Annotated in this window: 19 protein-coding genes and 1 tRNA gene; 15 read left to right on the top strand and 5 right to left on the bottom strand. The window is 41.7% G+C overall.

Going from position 1 to position 23,501, the window contains the following annotated elements; all coding sequences use genetic code 11:
• The first annotated feature begins 60 nt into the window (after positions 1-60).
• The 3 genes from FDP09_RS22100 to FDP09_RS22090 all read left to right on the top strand — a co-directional run bounded on the left by FDP09_RS22100 (position 61) and on the right by FDP09_RS22090 (position 3,183).
• Complete coding sequence (locus tag FDP09_RS22100) at positions 61-426, top strand: 4-fold beta flower protein (RefSeq protein ID WP_015268148.1); 366 nt, start codon at positions 61-63, stop codon at positions 424-426.
• A 287-nt stretch (positions 427-713) separates the two neighbouring features.
• Entirely contained in the window at positions 714-2,297 is a 1,584-nt protein-coding gene (locus FDP09_RS22095) for a type I restriction-modification system subunit M (protein WP_015268147.1), read from the top strand.
• A 52-nt stretch (positions 2,298-2,349) separates the two neighbouring features.
• Positions 2,350-3,183, top strand: coding sequence for a restriction endonuclease subunit S (locus FDP09_RS22090; RefSeq protein WP_137404659.1), 834 nt, complete (start codon positions 2,350-2,352; stop codon positions 3,181-3,183).
• A gap of 119 nt (positions 3,184-3,302) precedes the next feature.
• Here FDP09_RS22090 and FDP09_RS22085 read toward each other — a convergent pair whose 3' ends face one another.
• A complete protein-coding gene (locus FDP09_RS22085; RefSeq protein WP_262710674.1) occupies positions 3,303-4,148 on the bottom strand; it encodes an IS3 family transposase in 846 nt (281 codons plus the stop codon).
• 5 nt (positions 4,149-4,153) lie between these two features.
• Positions 4,154-4,432, bottom strand: coding sequence for a transposase (locus tag FDP09_RS22080; RefSeq protein WP_137404616.1), 279 nt, complete (start codon positions 4,430-4,432; stop codon positions 4,154-4,156).
• Between the two features lie 92 nt (positions 4,433-4,524).
• Here FDP09_RS22080 and FDP09_RS22075 point away from each other — a divergent pair, with 92 nt between their 5' ends.
• Entirely contained in the window at positions 4,525-4,929 is a 405-nt protein-coding gene (locus FDP09_RS22075) for a restriction endonuclease subunit S (protein WP_187328749.1), read from the top strand.
• On the opposite strand, the gene FDP09_RS24085 is transcribed toward FDP09_RS22075, so the two are convergent.
• Complete coding sequence (locus FDP09_RS24085) at positions 4,922-6,031, bottom strand: restriction endonuclease subunit S (RefSeq protein WP_137404657.1); 1,110 nt, start codon at positions 6,029-6,031, stop codon at positions 4,922-4,924. The two genes, FDP09_RS22075 and FDP09_RS24085, sit on opposite strands and share 8 nt — an antisense overlap.
• 87 nt (positions 6,032-6,118) lie before the next feature.
• Between FDP09_RS24085 and FDP09_RS22065 the strand changes: the two genes are divergently transcribed.
• The 10 genes from FDP09_RS22065 to FDP09_RS22025 all read left to right on the top strand — a co-directional run bounded on the left by FDP09_RS22065 (position 6,119) and on the right by FDP09_RS22025 (position 18,483).
• Positions 6,119-7,045, top strand: a complete 927-nt coding sequence (locus FDP09_RS22065; RefSeq protein WP_015268144.1) for a tyrosine-type recombinase/integrase — start codon at positions 6,119-6,121, stop codon at positions 7,043-7,045.
• A gap of 277 nt (positions 7,046-7,322) precedes the next feature.
• Positions 7,323-8,228, top strand: a complete 906-nt coding sequence (locus FDP09_RS22060; protein WP_015268143.1) for an Abi family protein — start codon at positions 7,323-7,325, stop codon at positions 8,226-8,228.
• Positions 8,229-8,330: 102 nt separating this feature from the next.
• Positions 8,331-11,207: a type I restriction endonuclease subunit R gene (locus FDP09_RS22055; RefSeq protein ID WP_015268142.1), complete on the top strand. Its 2,877-nt coding sequence runs from the start codon at positions 8,331-8,333 to the stop codon at positions 11,205-11,207.
• Positions 11,208-11,421: 214 nt separating this feature from the next.
• On the top strand, positions 11,422-12,651 hold the full coding sequence (locus FDP09_RS22050) for an IS256 family transposase (RefSeq protein ID WP_137401357.1): 1,230 nt from the start codon (positions 11,422-11,424) through the stop codon (positions 12,649-12,651).
• A 106-nt stretch (positions 12,652-12,757) separates the two neighbouring features.
• Complete coding sequence (locus FDP09_RS22045; protein ID WP_137404656.1) at positions 12,758-13,138, top strand: hypothetical protein; 381 nt, start codon at positions 12,758-12,760, stop codon at positions 13,136-13,138.
• Positions 13,139-13,957: 819 nt separating this feature from the next.
• Positions 13,958-14,431 (top strand): DinB family protein, encoded by a 474-nt coding sequence (locus tag FDP09_RS22040; RefSeq protein ID WP_226333958.1) that lies wholly within the window; start codon positions 13,958-13,960, stop codon positions 14,429-14,431.
• A 533-nt stretch (positions 14,432-14,964) separates the two neighbouring features.
• Complete coding sequence (locus FDP09_RS22035; RefSeq protein WP_015268139.1) at positions 14,965-15,879, top strand: IS1595-like element ISEvi2 family transposase; 915 nt, start codon at positions 14,965-14,967, stop codon at positions 15,877-15,879.
• Between the two features lie 226 nt (positions 15,880-16,105).
• Positions 16,106-16,576 (top strand): JAB domain-containing protein, encoded by a 471-nt coding sequence (locus FDP09_RS22030; protein WP_137404655.1) that lies wholly within the window; start codon positions 16,106-16,108, stop codon positions 16,574-16,576.
• Positions 16,577-16,772: 196 nt separating this feature from the next.
• The gene (locus FDP09_RS23905; protein ID WP_187328748.1) at positions 16,773-16,922 is read left to right on the top strand and encodes a hypothetical protein; all 150 of its coding nucleotides are present in this window, start codon (positions 16,773-16,775) and stop codon (positions 16,920-16,922) included.
• A 10-nt stretch (positions 16,923-16,932) separates the two neighbouring features.
• Positions 16,933-18,483 carry a recombinase family protein gene (locus tag FDP09_RS22025; protein ID WP_244940519.1) on the top strand — a complete coding sequence of 517 codons (1,551 nt, stop codon included), beginning with the start codon at positions 16,933-16,935 and terminating at the stop codon, positions 18,481-18,483.
• Here FDP09_RS22025 and FDP09_RS22020 read toward each other — a convergent pair.
• Both FDP09_RS22020 and purL read right to left on the bottom strand, forming a co-directional pair.
• Positions 18,449-18,521: transfer RNA gene (locus tag FDP09_RS22020), tRNA-Gln, on the bottom strand. The two genes, FDP09_RS22025 and FDP09_RS22020, sit on opposite strands and share 35 nt — an antisense overlap.
• A 158-nt stretch (positions 18,522-18,679) precedes the next feature.
• Complete coding sequence (purL, locus tag FDP09_RS22015; protein ID WP_137404654.1) at positions 18,680-22,366, bottom strand: phosphoribosylformylglycinamidine synthase; 3,687 nt, start codon at positions 22,364-22,366, stop codon at positions 18,680-18,682.
• Between the two features lie 529 nt (positions 22,367-22,895).
• Between purL and FDP09_RS22010 the strand changes: the two genes are divergently transcribed.
• Positions 22,896-23,501 carry a TetR/AcrR family transcriptional regulator gene (locus tag FDP09_RS22010; RefSeq protein ID WP_137404653.1) on the top strand — a complete coding sequence of 202 codons (606 nt, stop codon included), beginning with the start codon at positions 22,896-22,898 and terminating at the stop codon, positions 23,499-23,501.

The following is a 23,501-nucleotide window of genomic DNA, read 5'->3' as shown; positions in this document are numbered from 1 at the left end:
ATCGATTAATCTATAATTAGAAGTTTAATTAATGACTTTGTTAAAGAAAGTTTAGATATTATGCAAGAAACATTGTTTGACCGAAATGGAAATGCCATAGCCTATGTGGACTATGATGATGAAAACACAATCTATTTATGGAATGGAAAGCCCGCTGCCTATCTTGACGATGATAAACGTATTTATGGATTTAATGGCAAACACTTAGGTTGGTACGAAAATGGTGTTATTTGGAATTTGAGTGGAGAAAAAAATGGTTTTAATGATTCCGCTTTACCAGTATTTGCCAAATTTGAGCCTTTCAAATCATTTAAAAAATTTAAACCATTCAAATCCTTTAAACAATTCGCGAAGACTAAACCATACTATAAAACCAACACAAGTAAAGAATCACTATCTCAATTCTTAATGAATGGAGCTAAATAAGGATTAATAAATCAATGGAAATTTTATTGGGAGTATTCGCAGAACACTGTCTAAGACTTTAAAATTCATTTAAAGGAACAAAGTTTGACTTTAATTACTAGCATAGTCAAACTGAAATAACCAGTACACTTATGTAAATACTAAAAGCTGATTTCGAGATGAGATCAGCTTTTTATTTTTCAATAACTTCATGAAATCAATTTCCTCAATATCTTTTTTTATTATTTTTAGCCTAGCCCAGCCGACTTTACTATTTTTAGCCTTCCATTTTTATTGAATACACCGAAATGTCAGAAGATCAAAAACAAAAGCTGGAAAGTCAATTATGGGGTATTGCCAACCTCCTTCGTGGAAAGATCAGTGCGGATGATTATAGGGATTATATCCTGGGCTTTATATTCTACAAATACCTTTCCGAAAAACAATACCTCTATGCCAATGAGCTGCTCAAGAGTGAGGGAATAGAAGATTATGCGAGCTTAACTGAATCGGATTTATTGGATGCCATTAAGGAAGAATCATTATTGAAATTGGGCTACTTCTTACAGCCTCAAGAACTTTTTTCAGCTTTGGCGGCCAAGGGGAATACCGATTATGAAGATCCTGATAAGGTGGAGGGTAATGGCAGCAATTATATCCTGGATGATCTGCAAGCCGTGCTGAACCATATTGAGCAGAGCACTATGGGTACGGAGTCGGAAGATGATTTTAATGCCCTGTTCGAGGATCTTGACCTGAACTCCACCAAGATCGGCCGTACACCCAATGCCCGAAATGAGATCATCGTGCAGATCCTTAATCGCTTGAATCAAATCGATTTTAAACTAGAATATATTCATTCTGACGTATTGGGCGATGCCTATGAATACCTGATTGCGAAGTTTGCTGCCGGTGCTGGCAAATCAGCAGGGGAATTTTATACCCCGCAGCAGGTGTCCAAGATTTTGGCTAAAATCGTGACCACAGGAAAATCTAAACTAAAGTCAGTGTACGATCCTACCTGTGGTTCTGGTTCCTTACTCCTTCGAGTAGCGAAAGAGGCGACGGTAAGTGAATATTATGGGCAAGAGCTGAATCGTACCACTTATAACCTTGCGCGGATGAATATGATCCTTCATGATGTGCATTTCAGTGATTTTGATATCCGCCATGAGGACACCCTGGAAAATCCCCAGCATAAGGATGAACGTTTTGAAGCCATCGTGGCCAATCCGCCTTTTTCGGCTCACTGGAAATCAGATGCCAATCCTCTGAATGCCACTGATGAGCGTTTCAGTCAATATGGCAAGTTGGCACCCAAAACCAAAGCGGATTATGCCTTTGTGCAGCACATGCTGTATCATCTGGCAGACAATGGCATTATGGCTTGTGTGCTTCCCCATGGGGTGCTCTTTCGTGGTGCATCCGAAGGAATTATTCGCCAGTACCTGATAAAGGAACTCAATTACTTAGATGCAGTGATCGGCCTCCCTGCCAATATCTTTTATGGGACTTCTATTCCTACCTGTATTTTGGTGCTCAGTAAGTGCCGAAAGTCGGATGATAATATAGTCTTTATTGATGCCAGTGGAGAGGATCACTATGTAAAGGAAAAGAACCAGAATGCTTTGCGGGACCAGGATGTGGAATTGATCGTGGACACCTATCAAAATCGTAAATCCATCGACAAGTTCAGTTATGTGGCCAACTTAGCAGAGATCGCTGAAAATGACTATAACCTCAATATCCCTCGCTATGTGGACACTTTTGAAGAGGAAGAACCGGTGGATATTGATGCTGTAATGAAAGAAATCAAAAGTTTGGAGGCCAAGCGGGCAGAACTGGATCAGGAAATTGCCGGGTATTTTAAAGAACTGGGCTTGAATTTTTAATTGACCATTATCAATCCTTAATGTTTTTTAATACAGAGAAAAGCGAACAAGAATGGCAAAGCACAACAAAGAAGTAGGCAATTTTCCCCCTTTGAGATTTCCGGGGTTTAGTGGGGAGTGGAAGCTAAAACGGATTGGAGACCTATCCTCAAAAATTGGAAGTGGTAAAACACCAAAAGGAGGTGAGAGTGTATATCATACTTCTGGAATACCTTTTATCAGGAGTCAGAACGTAATAGATAACTCTCTTATATTGGATCATACATGTATTCCTGAAGAAATGCATGAAAGTATGAAAAGTAGTAAAGTTTTGGCGGGTGATATTCTTCTGAATATTACTGGAGGATCAATAGGACGAAGCTGTGTCGTTCCAACGAATTTTAAAGAAGGTAATGTAAATCAACATGTTTCAATAATACGGCTGAAAAAAGATAATCCAAATTTTCTTCAATCAATTCTAAGCTCATGGCGTGGTCAAAAGCTAATTTTTGAAGGTCAAACTGGCAGTGGACGTGAAGGCTTAAATTTCGAAAGCATTAAAGGATTTAAAGTATCATTTCCAACAGTATCTGAGCAACAGAAAATTGCCAGTTTCTTATCTTTATTAAGCGAACGAATCAAAACCCAAATCAAAATCATTGAACAATTAGAAACCTTAATGTCAGGTCTTCGGCAAAAAATCTTTTCTCGGCAGCTAAGATTTAAGGATGATGAGGGGAATGATTTTCCAAAATGGGAGGAGAAGAATCTAATACAATTGGCAAGTAGAATCATATCCAAAAACAAAGAGAATAACCAAAATGTATTAACCATATCTGCACAACAGGGCCTAATTAGTCAATTGAAGTTTTTCAACAAATCAGTTGCAGTGAGCATACCCCAATAGTTAGGACAGATTTTCTATAATCTCAAGTATACAGAGGTCTAATGAGTTTTCCCTATTTCCACACCTGAAAATCCCCTTTTAGATTTTCAGGATAGTGAGGGAATGTGGTAGACTCGATTTTATGCCACCTGCCCAACCAAGGAATAGACTTCTGCCGGAATTTGGTTATCCAGGCTGCTGTGCCTTCTTTGGTTGTTGTAGTAATCCATATATTCTGCTATCTGCGCATAGAGGTCCAATCCGTCCTGTGGTGGATTGAGATAGATCTTTTCATATTTGATTGTTCGCCAGAACCGTTCGATAAACACATTGTCAATTGCTCTTCCTTTTCCATCCATACTCAGACGGATGTCGTTGGACTTTACTGCTGCAGTAAAGACTTCTGAGGTAAACTGGCTCCCTTGATCCGTATTGAGAATCTCCGGGCATCCATATTGACTGATGGCCTCTTCGAGTACTTCTTTGCACCATTCTGCATCCATATTGTTTGAGATAGACCAACCGACAATATGCCTGCTGTACAGATCAATGATCGCTGTCAGATACATAAACCCTTTTTTCATCGGAATGTAGGTAATATCCATGGCCCAGACCTGATTGGGACGGGTCACTTCCAGGTTCCTGAGCAAGTAAGGATACACTTTATGGGCCTTGTGCCTTCGGGAAGTATGTCTGCCGGGCATGACTGCCTGCAGCCCCATGCAGCGATAATACAGCCGTTCCACCCGGTTTTTGCTGATCTTATATCCTTTATCCCGGGTCAGCCAGGTGTGCATGCCAGGCGCTCCCTTGTAGGGGTGATGGAGATAGTGTTCGTCCATCAACCTCATGAGTTCCAGATTCAGCTCCGATTCCGGCTTGGGCCGATAATAGATCCCAGAACGATGGACATTGAGGATGTTGCATTGAGCCTTTAGACTCAGTTCGGTATGACCCTTGCGTATCATGCTGCGTCGTTTTGCCAGAGGTTCTAGCGCAAGGCGTCTTTTAAAAAATCATTCTCAACTTTGAGCTTGCCGATAGTCTTGAGCAGCTGGTCTTTTTCCTCATCGGCAGGGTTTTTCTTGTTTTTGCTGCTTTTTTCAAAAACCTCTTCAGCTCCATTGAGAAATTCCCGCTTCCAGTTGCTCAGTTGCTGGGGTGACAGTTCGTACTTCTGAGCCAGCTCAGCAAGAGACGAGCGCTCTTTTAACAATTCCAAAACCACCTTGGTCTTGAACTTCGATGTAAATTTTCTTCTTGTGGTCATCACAGTAAATTTAAAGGTAAATTTTTAACTTAATTTACTGTCCCAATTTTTGGGGTATGTTCACAGCCAAAGATCTTAAAGGATACTATTTAATGAAAAATAATGACTTTGCTTATAATAAAAGTTATTCTGATGGGTACCCAATGGGCGCAATTAAAAAGCTTACTCGATACGATAATGGAGTTGTGTCTTCACTTTATATCTGTTTCAGGTTTAACGCCTTCGTAAACACAGTATTTATGGAGCATTATTTTGAATCTGGCCTACATAACCGTGAGATTGAAAAATACGCCCAAGAAGGCGCAAGAAATCATGGGTTACTGAATATTGGGATTATTGACTTTTTCAATACAAAAATTTCAATTCCAAATACTGACGAACAAACCAAAATCGCCAATTTTCTCTCATCCTTTGACAAGAAGATAGAGGCAGAAAAGGAAATCTTAATCCAGTACCAAAGCCAGAAAAAATACTTTTTACAAAACCTGTTTATATAAATAAATTTTGCAAGAAATATCGCTTTTGCTGCTTCAATAGCTCTAAATGTTTGGATTCAAGATCTATTTTTTGATCTATTGCGAATAAAGTGGTGGTGATTTTTTGTTGTTCTTTAACACTTGGGATTTTAATTGCAATTTTCTCTATGGTACTTTTCGAAAGACTTGGCACCCCTGAGGCTTCATTAAATTTCAACCAATTTATCTGCTCAAAAACATAAAATAGGAATCGAGGTAAAATGCTCTTATAGGAATGAGTAAAAAACAAAGTGTCGACGGTCCAGATCTTTCCATTATAGTAGAATGGTTTATCTATGGTTCCTTTTCTGCCAATACATACGGTTTCTCCCTCATAAAGGCAGGAATCAACGGATGTCATGTACCCACCTGTTCCAAACACAGGTACTTCTCCTTCAGCTAGATGTTTATAATCTTTACCGCTTCCAATTTTGACAACATCACCAATCTTAACCTCCTTCCACTTTTCAATGTGTTCCAAAAAACGAACTTGACATGACAATAATTTTTTGCTTAGAGAATTCTTTTGGGACTGCAACTCCTCAATGATTTTGATTTGGGTGTTAATACGTCGATCAATTAACAAAAGAAAGGAGGATATTTTTACTTGTTCATTTAAGTTTGGCAGACTTATTTTATAGCTTTTAATAAGACTTGCACTTAGATTTTGTTGTCCTCCGTCGTTCGCTATATTCCTTATTCTGTCATATTCCTTTTCCAAATAGGTATAAAGGAATCTGGCATCCATTCCCTGTTTTACTTTGATAGCTGCACATGCTTGATTTGTTGTTGCCTCGATTCCCAAAATTGCAACTTTACCTCGCGTTTTCCCTTGTCCATACATTGCCATCAGTATTGTTCCTTTTGGGAATAGTTTAGCAGAGGATTGGTTTAACCCTTCTTTTGTAATATATTCTTCTGCTCGTTGGATTTCATTAAAATCTATTAAGCTAGTTGTAATCCATGGAATGTTTCCACCCCAAAATTCATATTTTCCACGACTTGGAGTCCCTCCAGATGATATAGATGATATCTCTCCTATCTTCTTTCTGACCCACTCCTTATTATTCTTGTGAAATCTCAAAGGGGGAAACTAGATGATTTATCCTCCTCAAGGTTCTATAGCCTAGTTTGACTTCCTTTGGCCTTATTTATCTTAAAACTAAAAAACATGTTAAAACAAATGACTATTTCGGAAGTGATCACATTATGGAAAACTGACAAAAAGCAATATGTAAAAAAGTCCAGCTTTTCGGCTTATGTACTGCTGATCGAAAATCATATCCTTCCGGAATTTGGTAATGAATGTCAACTCAGTGAAAGTAGGGTCCAGGATTTTATTTTCCGAAAATTGGACCAAGGTCTTAGCCAGAAAACCGTAAAAGATATGCTGATTGTTTTGAAAATGATTTTGAAATTCGGTGTGAAAAACCAGTGGCTTAGAGATAGCCCATTGGATATCCGGTTTCCAACAGAACGAGAAAAACAACATATAGAAGTTCTGAGCAAGTCCCAGCAGAAAAAGATCATGCAGCATATACAGCAGCATTTTACTTTCAGAAATCTGGGCATTTATATTTGTTTGAGTACTGGTCTACGTATCGGTGAGGTCTGTGCCCTCTCCTGGGAAGATGTAGATACCGACATGGGAATCATTCGTGTGAGCAAATCCATCCAGCGGATTTATACAATAGAGAATGAAATAAGGAAAACAGAACTGATATTGGATACGCCTAAAACGAAGAACTCCATCCGTGAGATTCCTATCAGTCGGGATTTATTGCGCTTGCTGAAACCTATTAAGAAAATTATGAACCCCGCTTTTTTCGTCCTTACCAATGAGCAAAAGCCTACTGAGCCGAGAACTTATAGAAGTTACTATCAGAAATTTATGGAAGAATTAAATATGACCGGGCTAAAGTTTCATGGTTTGCGTCACAGCTTTGCGACACGCTGTATAGAAAGCAATTGTGATTATAAAACGGTGAGTGTCTTGCTGGGCCATTCGAATATTAGCACTACCCTTAATCTGTATGTTCATCCGAATATGGAGCAAAAGAAAAAAGCCATTGATAAAATGGCCATGGCCTTGAAGTAGTAATCATTTTAATTTATTTGCGCCTCATTCTCAACAGCTAGAACTCTTTTATTAATCTTAATGTAAATATTAATAATATGTACAATTGTTGTAGAAATAGCGAGAATAATATTTACAGGTATTGACAAAAATATTTACAAATATTTACAAAATGTGACAAAAGTGTGTACTTTTGTATCAACAGTACTCGCCACGCTACCCATCAGAACAGCGTCCCAGGGCGAGTCTTTTGCGTTTTAGGGGTTTTTATTACCATTTTTTATACTTTTCTTGCACTATGCTGTATGAAAAGAAACCTACTTCCATAGATGAACAAATAGCACTTTTGCTGGAGCGGGGAATGATTATCAAAAACATTCCATTAGCAAAAAAGTACCTTAGCCATGTCAGTTATTACCGCTTGGTAGGGTATTGGTACCCCATGTTTGCTGATAAAGAAACCCACGAGTTCAAGGAAAACAGCCGATTTGAAGATGCCATTTCCTTATATAATTTTGATCATAAACTTAGGATGCTGCTTTTTGATGTGATTGAAAAAATTGAAATCAGCTTGCGTACCAAAATGATCTACCATTTATCCCATGAATTTGACCCTTGGTGGTTCCAGGACAGCAACCTATTCATTAATATTCCTTCCTTAGTAAAAACACTTGGTAACTTGGAGGAGGAAGTAGAAAGATGCAAGGATATCTTTATGAAAGAACACAAGAAGAAATATAAAGATGACCTCAGGTTCCCCCCTTCCTGGAAAAGTTTAGAGCTTACAAGTTTAGGAGGCTTGTCCAAACTCTATGGAAATTTAAAACCTTCTGTAAAATCCAAGGATATCATTGCCGGAGAATATGGCGCGGTAAACCATACATTTCTCCCCAGTTGGCTTCAGTCCATTACCCAAATCAGGAATTATTGTGCCCATCATAGTCGCTTATGGAATAAAAATTTACCGGGAAGACCAAAGCTATTATCTTCACCACCACACCCATGGATTGAAGATCTACCTAAGCAACATGAATTCCAGAAAATATATATCCACCTGTGCATCATGAAGTACCTTTTGAATACCATCCAGCCCAACAATTCTTTTACCTTGAGGTTGGCCAAACTTCTGGAGGATTTCCCTACAGTGGATCCCAATGCATTAGGTTTTAAGGGAAATTGGAAAAGCGAACCTTTATGGTCTTAATAAATACGTTTAGATATTAAATTCTTAGCATTTTATAGGCCTTTCGGTAATGAAACCATTATCTTAGGTGTCAAAAGTAGATTTTTTAAGTAGAAATAGCATATGACCACACAGCCTGAACAGGTACTGGAAAATAACCTTATCAAGCAGTTGCAGCAACTGGGCTATCAGAAAGTGATGATTCCAGATGAAGCAGCTTTATTGAGCAATTTAAAAGCCCAGCTTGAAAAGCACAATAAGACCCAGCTAAGTGAGCAGGAGTTTACCCAAATCCTAAACTATATCAATAAAGGCAGTATCTATGACAGGGCCAAGATCCTGCGTGATCGGGTTCCCTATGTCAATGCCCAAAATGAAACCAAGACCATTGAGCTGATCAATCAGGTACACTGGTGCCAAAATGAATTTCAAGTGGCCCAGCAGATCAGCATAGAAGGCAAATACAAGAACCGCTATGATGTGACCATCCTGATCAATGGACTTCCCTTGGTACAGGTGGAGCTAAAGCGTAGGGGACTTGAACTAAAAGAAGCTTTTAAGCAGATAGAACGCTATGGGATTCACTCTTATGGGACTGGTCAAGGCCTGTTTCAGTTTATCCAGTTTTTTATCATCAGTAATGGGGTCAATACCAAGTACTATGCGAATACTCCTATAAAAGACAGGCAGTTCAAACAGACCTTTTACTGGGCGGACACACATAATAAACTAATCACACAGCTTTCTGCCTTTGCGGATGTATTTATGGAGCCTTGTCACCTCTCCAAGATGATCACCAAGTATGTGGTTTTGAACGAATCCAACAAATCCCTGATGGTCTTGAGACCCTATCAATTTTATGCTACAGAGGCCATTATCGATCGGGTAAAGACCACAACCAAGTACGGTTATATCTGGCATACTACTGGATCTGGCAAGACGCTGACTTCATTTAAAACTAGCCAGATATTGACCAATCTTCCACAGGTGCATAAGGTGGTCTTTGTGGTGGACAGGAAGGACTTGGATTATCAGACCACCAAGGAGTTTAACAGCTTTAGCAAAGGAAGTATAGACGGTACCAATGATACCGGAACCTTGGTAAAGCAATTGGCAGGCGATAATAAATTGATCGTAACTACCATACAAAAACTCAATACTGCGGTCACCAAAAAGCGCTTTTTCCATAAACTGGAAACCCTGCAGGACAAGCGCATCGTCTTTATATTTGATGAATGTCATCGTAGTCAGTTTGGCAAGACCCATGAAAGCATCAAAAGCTTTTTTGTGAATGGGCAGATGTTTGGCTTTACGGGGACACCGATTTTTGAGGAAAATGCAGGTACCAATGAATACGGTAAGCGGACTACCACCATGCTCTTTCAGGATTGCCTCCATAAGTATGTGATCACTGATGCCATACGGGATGAAAATGTATTGAAATTTTCGATAGAATATATCCAGACCTTTAAGCGTAAGGATCAGGTTCAGGATATCAATGTAGAGGCTATTGATGAAGCGGAAGTGATGGAAGCCTCTCCTCGATTAAATAATATTGTTGATTATATCATCACCCACCATAAGCGAAAAACCCATAACCAACGTTTTACGGCCATCTTCTGTGTGCCCAGTGTGGAAGTATTGATCCGTTATTATGTATTGTTCAAGAAAAAAGCAGTAGAAGAGCAACATGATTATAAAATCGCCACCATCTTCTCCTATGGTGCCAATGATGAGTTATTGGGCAAAGATGAACAGGATAATACCAATCATTTCAATATCTCTTCAAGAGTGAGTATTGCGGCAGAAGATGCCGGACCTTATGGACAAGCCACCATCAAGCATCCTCGGGAGTTTTTGGATGACTTTATCAGTGACTATAACCAGACCTTTGGGTCTAACTATAGTACCAAGGACAGCCAGACCTTTTATAATTATTACCAGAATATTGCTAAGCGGGTGAAAAATCAGGAAATAGATATTCTTCTGGTGGTGAATATGTTCTTGACCGGTTTTGACAGCAAGCACCTCAATACCCTCTATGTTGATAAAAACCTACAATACCATGGATTGATACAGGCTTATTCCAGAACGAACAGAATCCTAGATGAGCGCAAATCACAAGGAAATATCGTCTGCTTCCGGAACCTGAAGAAAAACACCGATAAGGCTATTAAACTCTTTTCCAATATTGAAGCCAAAGATGAAATCATCATCGCTCCCTATGAAGAGTATGTACGAAAATTCAATGAGCTGTTTATCGATATGCTCAAAATCGCTCCTACCATCAATAGTGTTAACAGCCTAAAAACCGAGGAGGATGAGTTGGCTTTTATTAAGGCCTTTAGGGAATTGATGCGGGTACGTAATGTATTGAAGACCTTCACGGAATTTGAGCACGATGATCTTTCTATGACTGATCAGGGGTTTGAAGATTATAAAAGCAAGTATCTGGACCTTTATGATAAAACTCGCAGCCAAAACCAAAAGGAGAAAGTATCCATATTGGATGATATTGATTTTGAGTTAGAGCTGATCCACCGAGACGAGGTAAATGTAGCTTATATTGTTAAGCTGCTAGGTCAGCTAAAAGATGCCAAACCAGAAGAAAGGGAAAAGCAGCAAAAGGCTATTGTAGATATGGTTTCTGGAGATACACAGCTAAGAAGTAAACTCAAGCTGATAGAGAAGTTTATCAATGAAAACCTTCCCAAGGTACAGGATTCAGATGATGTATCGGATGAATTTGATGCTTTCTGGACCAAGGAAAAGATGCAGGCCATTGAGGACTTGAGCAAGGAGGAGCACCTTGATATGGAAAAGCTGCAGGGTGTTATTGGCAATTATATGTTTACAGAAAAGCGGCCTTTGCGGGATGATGTAATAGGGATGATGAAAAAACGACCAGGATTACGGGAGCGACGTACCGTTGCAGAACGGGTGACTGATAAGGTGTTAGGCTATGTAGAGACCTTTATCAATGGAGTGAGTAGGGTTTAGTAATCATCACTCTAGTTTTACATTGGGACCTTGGATAATGAAATAGGTTATTATTGGGAAAATTGGGAGATTATTAAGTGACGTAGTTTTTAGTATTTCATTAATTATTTTATGAGTAAACATTCGAAAGTATGCCGTTTGAATTAGGTGAGACTGTAATCTAAACTCTGTCTGAGACTTTGAAAATCAATTAAAGTTTATAAGATAGAGTGTTATGAGCGAAGAACAAGAATCAGCATTTAAGAAGAAAGTACTTGACCAGTTTTTATCAGGAGAGTCCCTGTTCGGCAAGAACGGTGCGCTGTCTCCGATGTTGAAGGAGTTTTTGGAGGAAGCCCTCCAGGCTGAGATGGACGAGCACCTTCGGGATGAAGATGCAGGCCACAGTGCAGGCAACAAACGTAACGGCAAGGGCAGCAAGCGTGTGAAGAGCAACTTGGGAGAAGTGGAGATCGAGACGCCCCAGGACCGTCACAGCAGCTTTGAACCTAAAATCGTCGAGAAGCGCCAGCGTATCCTTGCCGATAACCTTGAGAAGCAGATCATAGGGATGTACGGGCTTGGCAGTAGCTTACGTGACATCTCCGGGTACATCAAGGAAATGTACGATACGGAGGTCTCCACGCAGGTGATAAGCGATATTACCGACCGTGTCGTCCCGAAAGTCAAGGAGTGGCAGAACAGGCCGTTGGAAGAGGTCTATTGCATTGTATGGCTTGATGCCATGCACTTCAAGGTACGTGAGGAAGGGAAGGTACGCCATAAGGCCCTATACAATGTATTAGGGATCAACCGTGAGGGGAAGAAGGAGGTACTGGGCATGTACCTTTCCGAAAGCGAGGGGGCGAACTTCTGGCTACAGGTACTCAGCGATCTACAGCACCGTGGAGTACAGGATATCCTGATCGCCTGTACCGATAACCTTAAGGGCTTTCCCGAGGCGATCGGGTCGATTTTCCCGAAAACAGAGATCCAGCTCTGCGTGGTCCACCAGATCCGGAACAGCCTGAAGTACGTGGCCAGCAAAAACCAAAAGGAGTTTGCCGGTGACCTGAAGAAGATCTATAAGGCCGAGACAAAGGACCTGGCCGAATCGGCATTGTTGGAACTGGAAGAAAAGTGGGGGAAGAAATACCCCATAGTGATCCGTTCCTGGAACGACAACTGGGAGAGGCTGAGTGCCTTCTTTGCCTATACACCGCCCATCAGGAAGCTGATCTATACCACCAATGCGGTGGAAGGCTTCCATCGGCAGGTAAGAAAGGTGACCAAGACCAAAGGGGCATTTACCAGTGACATGGCACTTCTAAAGCTGGTCTATCTGGCCACGCAGCGGATCGAGAAAAAATGGACGACCCCTTTACAGAACTGGAGCTTGACAGTCCAGCAGTTGGCCATTAAATTTGAGGGGAGGCTCCGGTTGGACATCAATACGGAAACCTAATTATTTAGTGAGAATTTTTTCCCTTCCCGGGGGCTAGCCCCCGGGAAGGGAAAGGACAGAGTTGAGATAACACTCCCAATTAGGTAATATCAAGCTTCCCGCAGCAATGACAATTATTATCCTATTGATTTCTACATTAGGTTCAGGAATATTGATGATTTATGCCTTTAATAGACCTTTGTTTTTTGAACTTGAAACAGTCAAATTAATATTGTTAGCGACGTCTATTTCTACACCGATATGGGCATTTAATACTTTCCTCATTATGTATTTTGAATTTGCAGATAACAATCTTGATGAAGTAATGTATGTAAATAGTATTGTAGGGAGTTTTGTAACTTCCTTAGTATTTGCCTTACCTACTATTATAGCATTTTTATATCCTTATGAGGTTAAATATGCTGTCATAGCCATTATAGTCTTACAGTTCTTATTTTTAATGGCATTGATTTATGATAAGAAGGTGAGTGGTTCGCAAACACATTAGGTGTCCTAATTATTCCTAATATTATTCTAGTTAGACTTCCTATTAGTTTATAGTTACCAAAATATGCCACTAATCAATATAATATTTCCAAGAATTAATTTACCTGAAGGTAACGTATCCCCAAGACATCCCCTAGGTATCTATAAGGGAAGTACTAAGTAGGAGTAAAGAGGAGACATAGAGGGAACATCGAGGAGACATAGAGGGAACATCGAGGAGACGTAGTGGGAACGTCTAGGGAACGTCCAAATTTTATTTGGTGGTTATCTTATGTTCTTTTATTCAGGGATAGTATAGTTTTAACGGTCTTCATGAATGCCTTGCATTTCCATTGATGAAAAGAACCAAACCTGCCTGCTGCAGGCAGGAATCTAGGCCCGTGGAGCCTTCTTCAAATTGAGGAAATTTGGTTACCGATAACAATTCAATTGCCTCAATTTAATTTTGTGCCACTTGATTTTGGCTAAAAATGAGTAGATCTCGCTCGTCCACTTCGCGAGCTAACTCATTTTTTTAACGCCCCCATCAACTGTCACAAAACCGAATGCTCCAAAGGCCAATTAATGGGATTTCGATGAGTATTTCGTTTCTTCAGGGATCGGATAGTAGTAAAGAGGAGACATAGAGGGAACGTCTAGGGATTGTTTGGGTTTTATATTGTGGCTTTGGGAGGGGGGAAAGGGTAGGGGTTCTCCTATGGATGCTCCCATGCCTAGTGGAGATCCCCAGTGTCAAGTCAAGGTGTAAATGAAGTATAAGGTCTAACTGAAGCGAGTAATAATCAAGTTTAAGAAAAAATAAAATACACTTTTCGATATTATGATAATGACTCAAACTGAATTAATTATTTTAAATTTTAAAGAAATAAGGCGCAGAAGCATAGCACTCTGGCAGGGACTCCCCAAAAGCCATTATAATTGGAAACCTGATGAAAATGCAACAACTGCTATTGAAATGGTTAGGCACGTCCTAGAGGCTGACTACGGTTGGAATATTATCATTAATAATGGTGATATGTCAACTTACAGCACTCCATGGAAGAATAGACCCTTTCAGAGTGTTGAGGATGAACTTGAATTTGCTAAACCATATCGAGAAATATTTCTAAATAGTGTACAGAAGTTTTCAGACAGAGAGCTTATTGAAAACACTATTATTCATCCTGGTAATGGGGAATTGAAACCACTCGGACAATATTTATTACGAATAGGTTATCATGAATCTGTCCACGCAGGGCAATTTATTTCGTACCTGAGAGGAATGGGGGTAGAGCGACCATTTATTTGGGATTAATTTCTAAAAATTACAGTTAACAAAATCTGAATGCAAGTGGTCAGGCAGGGATGAACAGATAAACTATTAACTAACTTTGGACGTTATGGGAAGGTCTTAATTTTTTTTGGTGGTTTTAGAGGGGAAAAGGGCTGGGGCTGCCCTGCAAGCTGGCTACTCGCTAAAAACAGTCACTGACTGTTTTCTTTACGCTCGTCCCCCTATGGATGCTCCCATGCCTAGTATACCCCTAGTATACTATACGTTTACTTTTGGCTGAATTCTAAGAAACCGTTGTACTTTATGGATAGGTTAAGATTAGGCCCTTCGCTATAGATCTTTAATGTATAAAACTTTCACAAATCCATTTTACTGACCCAAAATATAAATCGGTGAGGCCATTATTTTTGTTAAAGATGTGTTTTTGAAATTAATAAATATGTATATCCGCAATTGCACCAGTAGCCAAATAAAATAACATTGACAGTTGGTGTCCATTGCTTCAATAGAGTTATTACTATCTATAAATTAGGTCAAAACAAACGGTTCTGACCATGAATATCATCAACTTCATCAATCGGTTTCCTGACGAATCTTCCTGTGTCGAGTTTATCAGGCAGAAAAGGGGCCAAGCTGGTATTGTCTGTAAAAGGTGCGACTGTACCAAGCATTATTGGTTGGCCAACAAAAAGTCCTTTCAATGCTCTTCCTGCAGCTTCCGAACAAGTATCAAAAGTGGTACGGTTATGGAAAACAGTAACCTTCCGATCAGGACATGGTTGTTGGCCATGACCTTCATTACAGCTACCAAGAAGGGATTCAGTGCATCGGAACTGCAAAGGCAGCTGGGCATGAAGCGATATGAACCTGTTTTCAGAATGTACCATAAGCTCCGCAAGGTCATGGGGAAACGCGATGATATCTACAGGCTTGAAGACATGGTCGAGTATGACGAGGCTTTTGTGGGCCAAGCCACCAAAAGCCCGAACAAGCTCAAACGAGGCAGGGGCAGCCAAAAACGGTCGATTGTGGCGGTAATGGCCGAATCAACGGTTTTGGAAGACCTTGAAACGGGCAAGTCCGACAAGAGCTGTAGATATTTTAAGATGAAGAAGATAAAGAACCTGGAGGCGAAAACTGCCCAGAATTTGGTCAGGGAATTTATTGATCCAAACTCCGTGCTTCAAACAGATATGAGCACCACCTTCTCAGACCTGAGTGATTGTATAGATGTGCATGTCAAGGAGATATCGGGAACCGAAAAGGGGCACTTCAACCTCAAATGGGTACACATTGCTATAAGTAACTTAAAGAAACACCTGCAGACATACCATATGATAAGTGAAAGAATGATGCAAAACTATCTTGACGAGTTCTGTTATAAGCTCAACAGAAGATATTTCGGTCAAAAACTATTTGACAGGCTCATCATTGCTGCTATTTATCCCTACTGGCATGATTGCGGATAATCATATTAATAAATTAGACCCTTCATTATGGCTAAGCGCTTTTATCAATGATTCTTATTAATCATGTCACAATTTAGCTTTCGGGCTGCTGAAGCGGCCAAGAGTGTCCGGCATAAACACTGTCCTGCCCGTATGGACCACATTTATTCCGTTGCCACTTGGCCTTGATTGCCCTCAAGCTGTATTACGTACCATAATTAATTTCTAACCATTAAATCGAAATGTTATGGATATCAAGAACAGAAATCTCGTGTCAAACCAAGTATCGGAAATAATTTTGAGCTATCAGCCAAAAATCAAATTGTCAAATTTGCCAAAAATCACTTCATCCAAGGAAGCATATGAACTGTTAATTGGGAATTGGGATCAATCCAAACTGCGATTTATAGAGCAGTTTAAAGTGATGTTGTTGAACCGGGCCAATAAGGTTCTCGGAATCGTAAATATATCTACTGGGGGTATATCTGGAACTGTGGCTGATCCCAAGTTGATTTTTGCCAGTGCTTTAAAGACCAATAGTTCAGCAATCATCTTAAGCCATAATCATCCCTCGGGAAATCGTATGCCTAGTAGGGCAGATAGGATACTTACCAAAAAGATAGTTGAATTGGGATTATTGATGGAACTGCCAGTAATTGATCATATTATTGTGACCTCTGAAAGTTATTATTCATTCTCAGATGATGGAGGGCTGTAAGGCCCTTTTTTTATTGCTGGTAATTTTTTAGTTTTATCCTGATCAAGATGATGTACTTTTTGCCGGACCATCTTGTATTCGTGCCTTTTCGATTTTTTAAAGGAGTGAAAATATTTTACCCTACTTGGGATTAACTGGTGAATAGTTTCCAAGCAGATAATGGACTTTATAGGGTTTACCAAACCATATCCATTTTATGCAGGAATTAACACCAGAGTTAGCGCAAAAAATATTGGAGAAACATGGACACTCTATTTCCTCATCAGAAGCAAGTAGCCTGCTCCATTTTATGGAAGAGTTGGCAATTGGTATTGTCAAGGTAGTATTGCGGAAGGAAATGGAATAAATAAAATAATATGATGGAAACGGCTGATTTGTATGTAAGGGTGAGTACTGACGAACAAGCTGATAAAGGATACTCACAACGAAACCAGGAAGAGGTGTTGGTAAGGTATTGTAATAATCATGGGATTGCTGTCAATCGTGTTGTTTACGAGGATTTTTCGGCGAAAACTTTTTTCAGGCCCGAATGGTCTAGACTTCTTGGACAACTTAAAGAGAAAGGGAATAAGAGTAACCTCGTACTCTTTACCAAATGGGATCGCTTTAGTCGAAATGCCGGAGATGCCTATATGATGATCAATACCCTCAAAAAATTAGGAGTAGAACCTCAGGCCATCGAACAGCCATTGGACCTATCAATCCCTGAGAATAAAATGATGTTGGCCTTTTATCTGGCCGCACCTGAGGTGGAAAATGACCGTGGAAGCTTAAATATATTCCATGGCATGAGGAGAGGCCTGAAGGAGGGGAGGTGGCTTTGGATGGCTCCCTATGGTTATGGAAACGCAAGGGATAATTTTAAACGTCCTGTCATTGAGATAGAGGAGGAAGAGGCGGCACATGTAAAATGGATTTTTGAAAACCTGGCAGCTGCCAATTACTCCTCAGAGCAAGTTTTACTACATGCCAGAAGAAGAGGGGCCAAACTGCATAAAAATAAGTTTTGGAGGATTGTTAGGAATCCTTTCTATTGTGGGAAGCTTTATGTCCCGGAATTCAATGAAGAAAAGGGACACTTTGTTAGGGCCCAACATAAACCCTTGATTTCAGAAGAACTGTTTTATCGTGTACAGGATGCTTTGCAGGTGAAAAAAAGAAAGCGGAGAACTGAAATAGTAAGTCCAGAAGTCATTCCGTTAAGAGGTTTTTTGAAATGCCCGAAATGCAGTAGGAACCTTACGGCAAGCGCTTCAAAAGGTAGGAATCAATATTGTTATTATCACTGTACATCAAAATGTGGAGTGAGGTTTAATGCCAAGGATGTAAATACTTCTTTCAGAAAATTCCTGTCGAAATTCAAGCCCAAAAAGGGTATGTTGGAATTATTTGAAATGGTCTTTAATCAAGCGTTTTTAGGTGAAAATAAAATCGACCTGAGTGAAAAAAGAAAGTTGAAATCAGCCATAGAAAAACTGGAACAAAAGATTTCCATATCCAGGGATTTGTTCATTGATGAGAAGCTGGATATTGAGGATTATCGATCGATAAAAAGAAGTTGTGAAGAGGAGATAGAACGCTTGGAAGCCAAAGGGACAAAAATCGGTATAATTATTATGCAAGATATTCCAGAGAAAGTCAAAAAGGCCCTTGAAATGACAGAGAGGCTTGAATTATTTTTTGATACAGCTGATTTGAGTATTAAAAGAAAGATAATTGGTTCGATCTTCCCAGAAAATATCGTCTTTGACGGTAAGCAACATCGAACCGCCAGGGTGAAAGAACTCTTTCAGGATATCTATCAGATTAACAGTATGATAACCTATAATAAAATAAGTCCAAAGTCGAAAAAATCAACTTTGGACCGAGTTGTTGACCCACTAGGGCTCGAACCTAGACTCTTCTGAACCAAAATCAGACGTGTTGCCAGTTACACCATGGGTCAGTTTTTATGTCTTTAAAGCCTTATTTGCCTTAAATGTGACACAAAGGTATGCGCTTTTTCTTTTAATGCAAAACCTGTTATGAAGTTTTTTTAAAGGGTTTTTGTAAGTCCCTTGGAGTCAGTAAAAAAAAATACCGGCACCAAGGGACCCTTTTGTGTTATTGATGGGAAGCTACCCATTCCTTGGCGTTGACGAATGCTTCTACCCAAGGGGTGATTTCATGGCCTTTTAGGTCCGCCGGATAGTACGGCCAGTTCCAAGGTGCCAATGAACGTTCGATATGTGGCATGATGGCCAAGTGCCTGCCATCTTTGGAGGCCAATCCCGCTACGGCATGGTCGGAACCGTTCGGGTTGCCAGGGTAGGCTCCATAACTGTATTTCATGCCGATGTTGTACGCATCCTGTCCTTTGGGAAGGGAGAATTTGCCTTCACCGTGGGCTACCCATACACCAAGACGTTGCCCGGAAAGGGATCCGAACATCACAGTATTGTTTTCAGGAATGTCCACGTTCACAAAGGCCGATTCGAATTTATGGCTTTCGTTGTGCAGCATCTTAGGTTTCTCATCGTGGTCGCGATTGATAAGTCCCAGTTCTACCATCAGCTGACAACCGTTACAAACTCCAAGGCTAAGCGTGTCAGGGCGTGCGTAGAAATTGTCCAAGGCGGTTTTTGCTTTTTCATTATAGAGGAAAGCCCCTGCCCAACCCTTGGCGGATCCCAGCACATCGGAATTTGAGAAGCCGCCCACGAAGACGATCATATTGACATCTTCCAGCGTTTCACGACCGGTGATAAGGTCGGTCATGTGGACGTCCTTTACATCAAATCCTGCCAGCCAAAGGGCATAGGCCATTTCCCGATCGCCGTTCACCCCTTTTTCCCTGATAATGGCCGCTTTGGTCCCCGAAATATCGTGACGGTAGGGATTAAGTTTAAAGGCATCATAGCTGCCTTCCCAGCCTTTGCCGAAGGTGAAATCCAATGGTTGCTGCTTATAATTGTCAAACCGGTCCTTGGCGAGGCGCTGTCCGCTTTGTTTTTGGTCCAATAGGTAAGATGACCTGAACCAGGTGTCCCGATGTGAGGGCACATCGAGGGACAGGTCTGCTCCTTCAAGGGTAACCTTACTGTCTGTAGTGACTTCTGCGATGGCAACATAGGAAATGCCAAGCCCGTCCAAGTTTTCTTTTACCTTTTTGGCATCATTAGCCTGGATGACCACTCCGGGGTTTTCTGCAAACAAGGCCTTGATGATGTCCTTTTCTTCAAGTTGGTCGATTTTGACGTTCAGCCCACAAGCCTTGGTAGGGAAGGTCATTTCCAGCAGCGTAGTGATCAGTCCACCAGCGGAAATGTCGTGACCAGAATGGAGCAGCCCTTTTTCGATCAATTGTTGCACCGCCATAAAGGCCTTTCCAAAGTATTCATTGTCCTGGATTGTAGGAGGCGTATTACCGATTTTATTGACCACCTGTGCAAAACTGCTTCCTCCCAGTTGAGCACCGTCCCTGGAGAAATCTATGTATAATAGTTCGGTACCTGCTACCGGCTTTAGGTCGGGAGTGACTGTCTTGCGGATGTCGGCACATTCCCCCACACTGGAGATGATGACCGTACCGGGCGAATAAACGGTCTTTCCGTCGGGATATTTCTGCGTCATCGACAGGGAATCTTTTCCTGTTGGGATGTTGATGCCCAAGTCTATGGCAAAATCACTTACGGCCTGTACTGCTCTGTATAGCCGGTCGTTTTCCCCTTTGTTTTTGGCAGGCCACATCCAGTTGGCGCTGAGCGAGATGCCGCTGAGCCCGTCTTCGATAGGCGCCCATACCAAGTTGGTGAGGGCTTCTGCGATGGCCAGCTTTGAGCCCGCTTCAGGATTGGCAAGTGCGGCCACAGGAGCATGTCCTATAGAAGTGGCGATGCCTTTTTTTCCGGTAAAGTCAATGGCCATGACGGCCACGTTGTTCAGCGGTACCTGAATGGCGCCGGTGGTCTGTTGGGTGGCCACACGGCCTGTTACCGAACGGTCCACTTTATTGGTGAGCCAGTCCTTACAGGCAACGGCTTCAAGCTGGAGAACCTCATGGATATATTGTCCAAGTTCAGTGGCCTGATAGGCAGGCTCTGCGAAATTTGTCGTTGTTTTTTGGTCGGTTAGGATGGTTTTGGGCGAGCTGCCAAACATATGGGAAAGGTCCCAATCGATTGGTTTTTCACCGGATTTTTTGTTTTCGAACTTGAAGTGCATGTCCCCGGTGGTTTCGCCCACTACATAAAATGGCGCACGTTCACGCTCGGATATTTTTTTCAAGGTTTCCACCTGTTCCTCACCGATGACCAACCCCATTCTTTCCTGGGATTCGTTGCCGATAATCTCTTTGGCGGACAGGGTAGGGTCTCCCACGGGAAGTTTGTCGATGTCGATGTTCCCGCCGGTATCCTCTACCAGTTCCGACAGGCAGTTAAGGTGTCCACCTGCTCCATGGTCGTGGATGGAGATGATGGGGTTATGGTCGTTTTCGGCCATGGCACGGATGACATTGGCCACCCTTTTTTGCATTTCCGGATTGGAACGCTGGATGGCGTTCAGTTCGATGGAATTGCTGAACTCACCGGTGTTTACCGAAGAAACGGCACTTCCGCCCATGCCGATACGGTAGTTATCACCGCCCATGATGACGATCTTGTTGCCTTTGACAGGGGTGTTCTTTAGGCTGTATTTTTCCCGGGTGAACCCGATGCCACCGGCAAGCATGATGACCTTGTCGAAACCAAACTGTTTGTCGTTTTCTTCATGTTCAAAGGTCAGTACACTCCCGGAGATCAAGGGTTGGCCAAACTTGTTGCCAAAATCGCTGGCACCGTTGGAGGCCTTGATCAGAATGTCCATCGGGGTTTGGTAGAGCCAATTTCGCTCGTTGAGGTCTTTTTCCCATCTTCTTCCTGCCTCGCTTCTGGCGTAAGAGGTCATGTACACGGCCGTTCCGGCCAATGGAATGGAGGCCGTTCCTCCTGCCAGCCTGTCGCGGATCTCCCCGCCCGCTCCTGTGGCGGCACCGTTAAATGGTTCCACGGTGGTAGGGAAGTTATGGGTTTCCGCCTTTAGGGAAAGGACGGTGCTGATGGTTTCCGGTTGGAAGTAATCGGCTTTGTCCTGGCTTTTTGGGGCAAATTGCTGCGCTTTTGGCCCTTTTACAAAAGCGACATTGTCCTTATAGGCAGAAACAATCTTGTTCGGATGCTTGATGGAGGTCTTTTTGATCAATTGGAAAAGGGTATTTTCCTTTTCTTCTCCATCGATGACAAAGGTGCCATTGAAAATCTTATGGCGGCAGTGTTCGGAATTCACTTGGCTGAAGCCAAACACCTCACTATCGGTCAGCGGCCTGCCAAGGCTTTTGCTTACCTTTTCCAAATACTCGATTTCCTCATCACTTAGGGCCAGGCCTTCCTGTGCATTATAGGATTTGATGTCTGTGATCGACAGCACTTCCTCGGGTTTTAGGTCTATGGTAAAGATATCCTGGCCGAGTCCTTCGTACTTTGCCTGGAGCATGGGGTCGATCTCCTGGCCTTCTTCCAAGAGGCTGAATTCTTCAATTCTTAGGATTCCCGCGATGCCCATATTGCCCGTGATTTCCACGGCATTGGTGGACCAGGGAGTGATCATTTCTTTTCTGGGGCCGGCATAGCTGCCTTCCACTTTTTCTTGTGCAAGCTGGGTGGCCTCTCCAAAGAGCCACGATAGCTTTTGGAGGTCTTCAGGTGCGACAGGTTGTTTGGCTTCTAGCGCGTAGATGGTGTTTTTTTGTGGGGATTGGAAAAAGAGAATCATGTCCGCTGTTATTGGATGACCATAAATTAAGGAGCAAAGGTACGCAAATGGTTGAAAACTTGGAAGAGCCCGTAAGATTTTATGTTGACCGTCTTGTAATGGATCGGGCATTCCGTGTTTTTTAATGGCTTTGCTTTTTTGTGGACGGATTTGCGGTAAGATCGTTTACCGTCAAGGGAAAATAATGGAAAAAAGCTGCTGCCCGACCGTGGCTTTACCGATAAAAGCCGGCGCTTTACCGAGAATATAATAAAAGTAACCCCGGCACATCTGGGCTTGTGCCGGTTCTTCGGTACCTTTGATAAAATCCTGAAGGGGCGGGCGGTCGCTGACGGACAGCTTTTTGAGCGTAATCGTACAGTCTGACCAGTGAAAGTTGGTGGAATGCCCAATGAAGGGTGGTTTTGATCTTTTGTAGGGTTTTTGAGGCAACCCATCAAGGTATTGAAATTAAAACGTTGGAAACTTTGAGGTTTCACAAAGTTTCCTCAGTTTTGCGTGAGTGAAAATTTAGAAGTGGACTGAGATTTTGGAATCACGCGAAAAGATATTGACGATTGCCATGGATCAATTTGCCCGATTGGGGGTAAGGTATGTGACCGTGGATGATATTGCCCGGGCTGCTGGTGTATCGAAGAAGACCATCTACCAGGAGTTTAAGGACAAGGCACAGTTGGTGCTGGAAGCTTTTAGAAACAAAATGCAGGAAGATCAGGAGTTTTTTATGAACCTCTATGATGAGAACAAAGGGGCGATATGGCATTTTGTGGAAGTCTCCAAATACATCCGGTCAAGGTATTCCAATATCAACCCCGTGGTGTTCAGTGAAATCCAGCGGTATTATCCCAGTTGTTGGAAGTTGTTTGAGGAGTTTAGGCAAAATTGTGCCATCAAGACCATTTCCGACGTCTTGGAAAAGGGGAAGAGAGAGGGGTACTTCAGACCGGAAATTGATGCGGATATCCTTGCCCTGGTCAGGATGGACCAGATTGCCAGTACATTTGATTCGGAAAAATTTCCACCATCGAAATTCAATGTACTGGAAGTCCAGATGGCCATCATGGACCATTTTATCCATGGGATTTTAACCGACAAAGGAAGAGAACTATTTTATACAATCAATAATCAGGATTAA

This window comes from Echinicola rosea (genome assembly GCF_005281475.1).
Taxonomy (GTDB): Bacteria; Bacteroidota; Bacteroidia; order Cytophagales; family Cyclobacteriaceae; genus Echinicola; species Echinicola rosea.
This window is presented reverse-complemented; position numbering and strand designations above follow the sequence as displayed.

Coding starts and splice junctions, on each gene's coding strand:
- FDP09_RS22100 (WP_015268148.1), top strand. CDS start 61: ATGCAAGAAACATTGTTTGACCGAAATGGAAATGCCATAGCCTATGTG.
- FDP09_RS23905 (WP_187328748.1), top strand. CDS start 16,773: ATGCAGGAATTAACACCAGAGTTAGCGCAAAAAATATTGGAGAAACAT.
- FDP09_RS22055 (WP_015268142.1), top strand. CDS start 8,331: ATGACCACACAGCCTGAACAGGTACTGGAAAATAACCTTATCAAGCAG.
- purL (WP_137404654.1), bottom strand. CDS start 22,366: ATGATTCTCTTTTTCCAATCCCCACAAAAAAACACCATCTACGCGCTA.
- FDP09_RS22075 (WP_187328749.1), top strand. CDS start 4,525: ATGAAAAATAATGACTTTGCTTATAATAAAAGTTATTCTGATGGGTAC.
- FDP09_RS22025 (WP_244940519.1), top strand. CDS start 16,933: ATGATGGAAACGGCTGATTTGTATGTAAGGGTGAGTACTGACGAACAA.
- FDP09_RS22065 (WP_015268144.1), top strand. CDS start 6,119: ATGTTAAAACAAATGACTATTTCGGAAGTGATCACATTATGGAAAACT.
- FDP09_RS22080 (WP_137404616.1), bottom strand. CDS start 4,432: ATGACCACAAGAAGAAAATTTACATCGAAGTTCAAGACCAAGGTGGTT.
- FDP09_RS22060 (WP_015268143.1), top strand. CDS start 7,323: ATGCTGTATGAAAAGAAACCTACTTCCATAGATGAACAAATAGCACTT.
- FDP09_RS22035 (WP_015268139.1), top strand. CDS start 14,965: ATGAATATCATCAACTTCATCAATCGGTTTCCTGACGAATCTTCCTGT.
- FDP09_RS22045 (WP_137404656.1), top strand. CDS start 12,758: ATGACAATTATTATCCTATTGATTTCTACATTAGGTTCAGGAATATTG.
- FDP09_RS22030 (WP_137404655.1), top strand. CDS start 16,106: ATGGATATCAAGAACAGAAATCTCGTGTCAAACCAAGTATCGGAAATA.
- FDP09_RS22050 (WP_137401357.1), top strand. CDS start 11,422: ATGAGCGAAGAACAAGAATCAGCATTTAAGAAGAAAGTACTTGACCAG.
- FDP09_RS22090 (WP_137404659.1), top strand. CDS start 2,350: ATGGCAAAGCACAACAAAGAAGTAGGCAATTTTCCCCCTTTGAGATTT.
- FDP09_RS22095 (WP_015268147.1), top strand. CDS start 714: ATGTCAGAAGATCAAAAACAAAAGCTGGAAAGTCAATTATGGGGTATT.
- FDP09_RS22040 (WP_226333958.1), top strand. CDS start 13,958: ATGATAATGACTCAAACTGAATTAATTATTTTAAATTTTAAAGAAATA.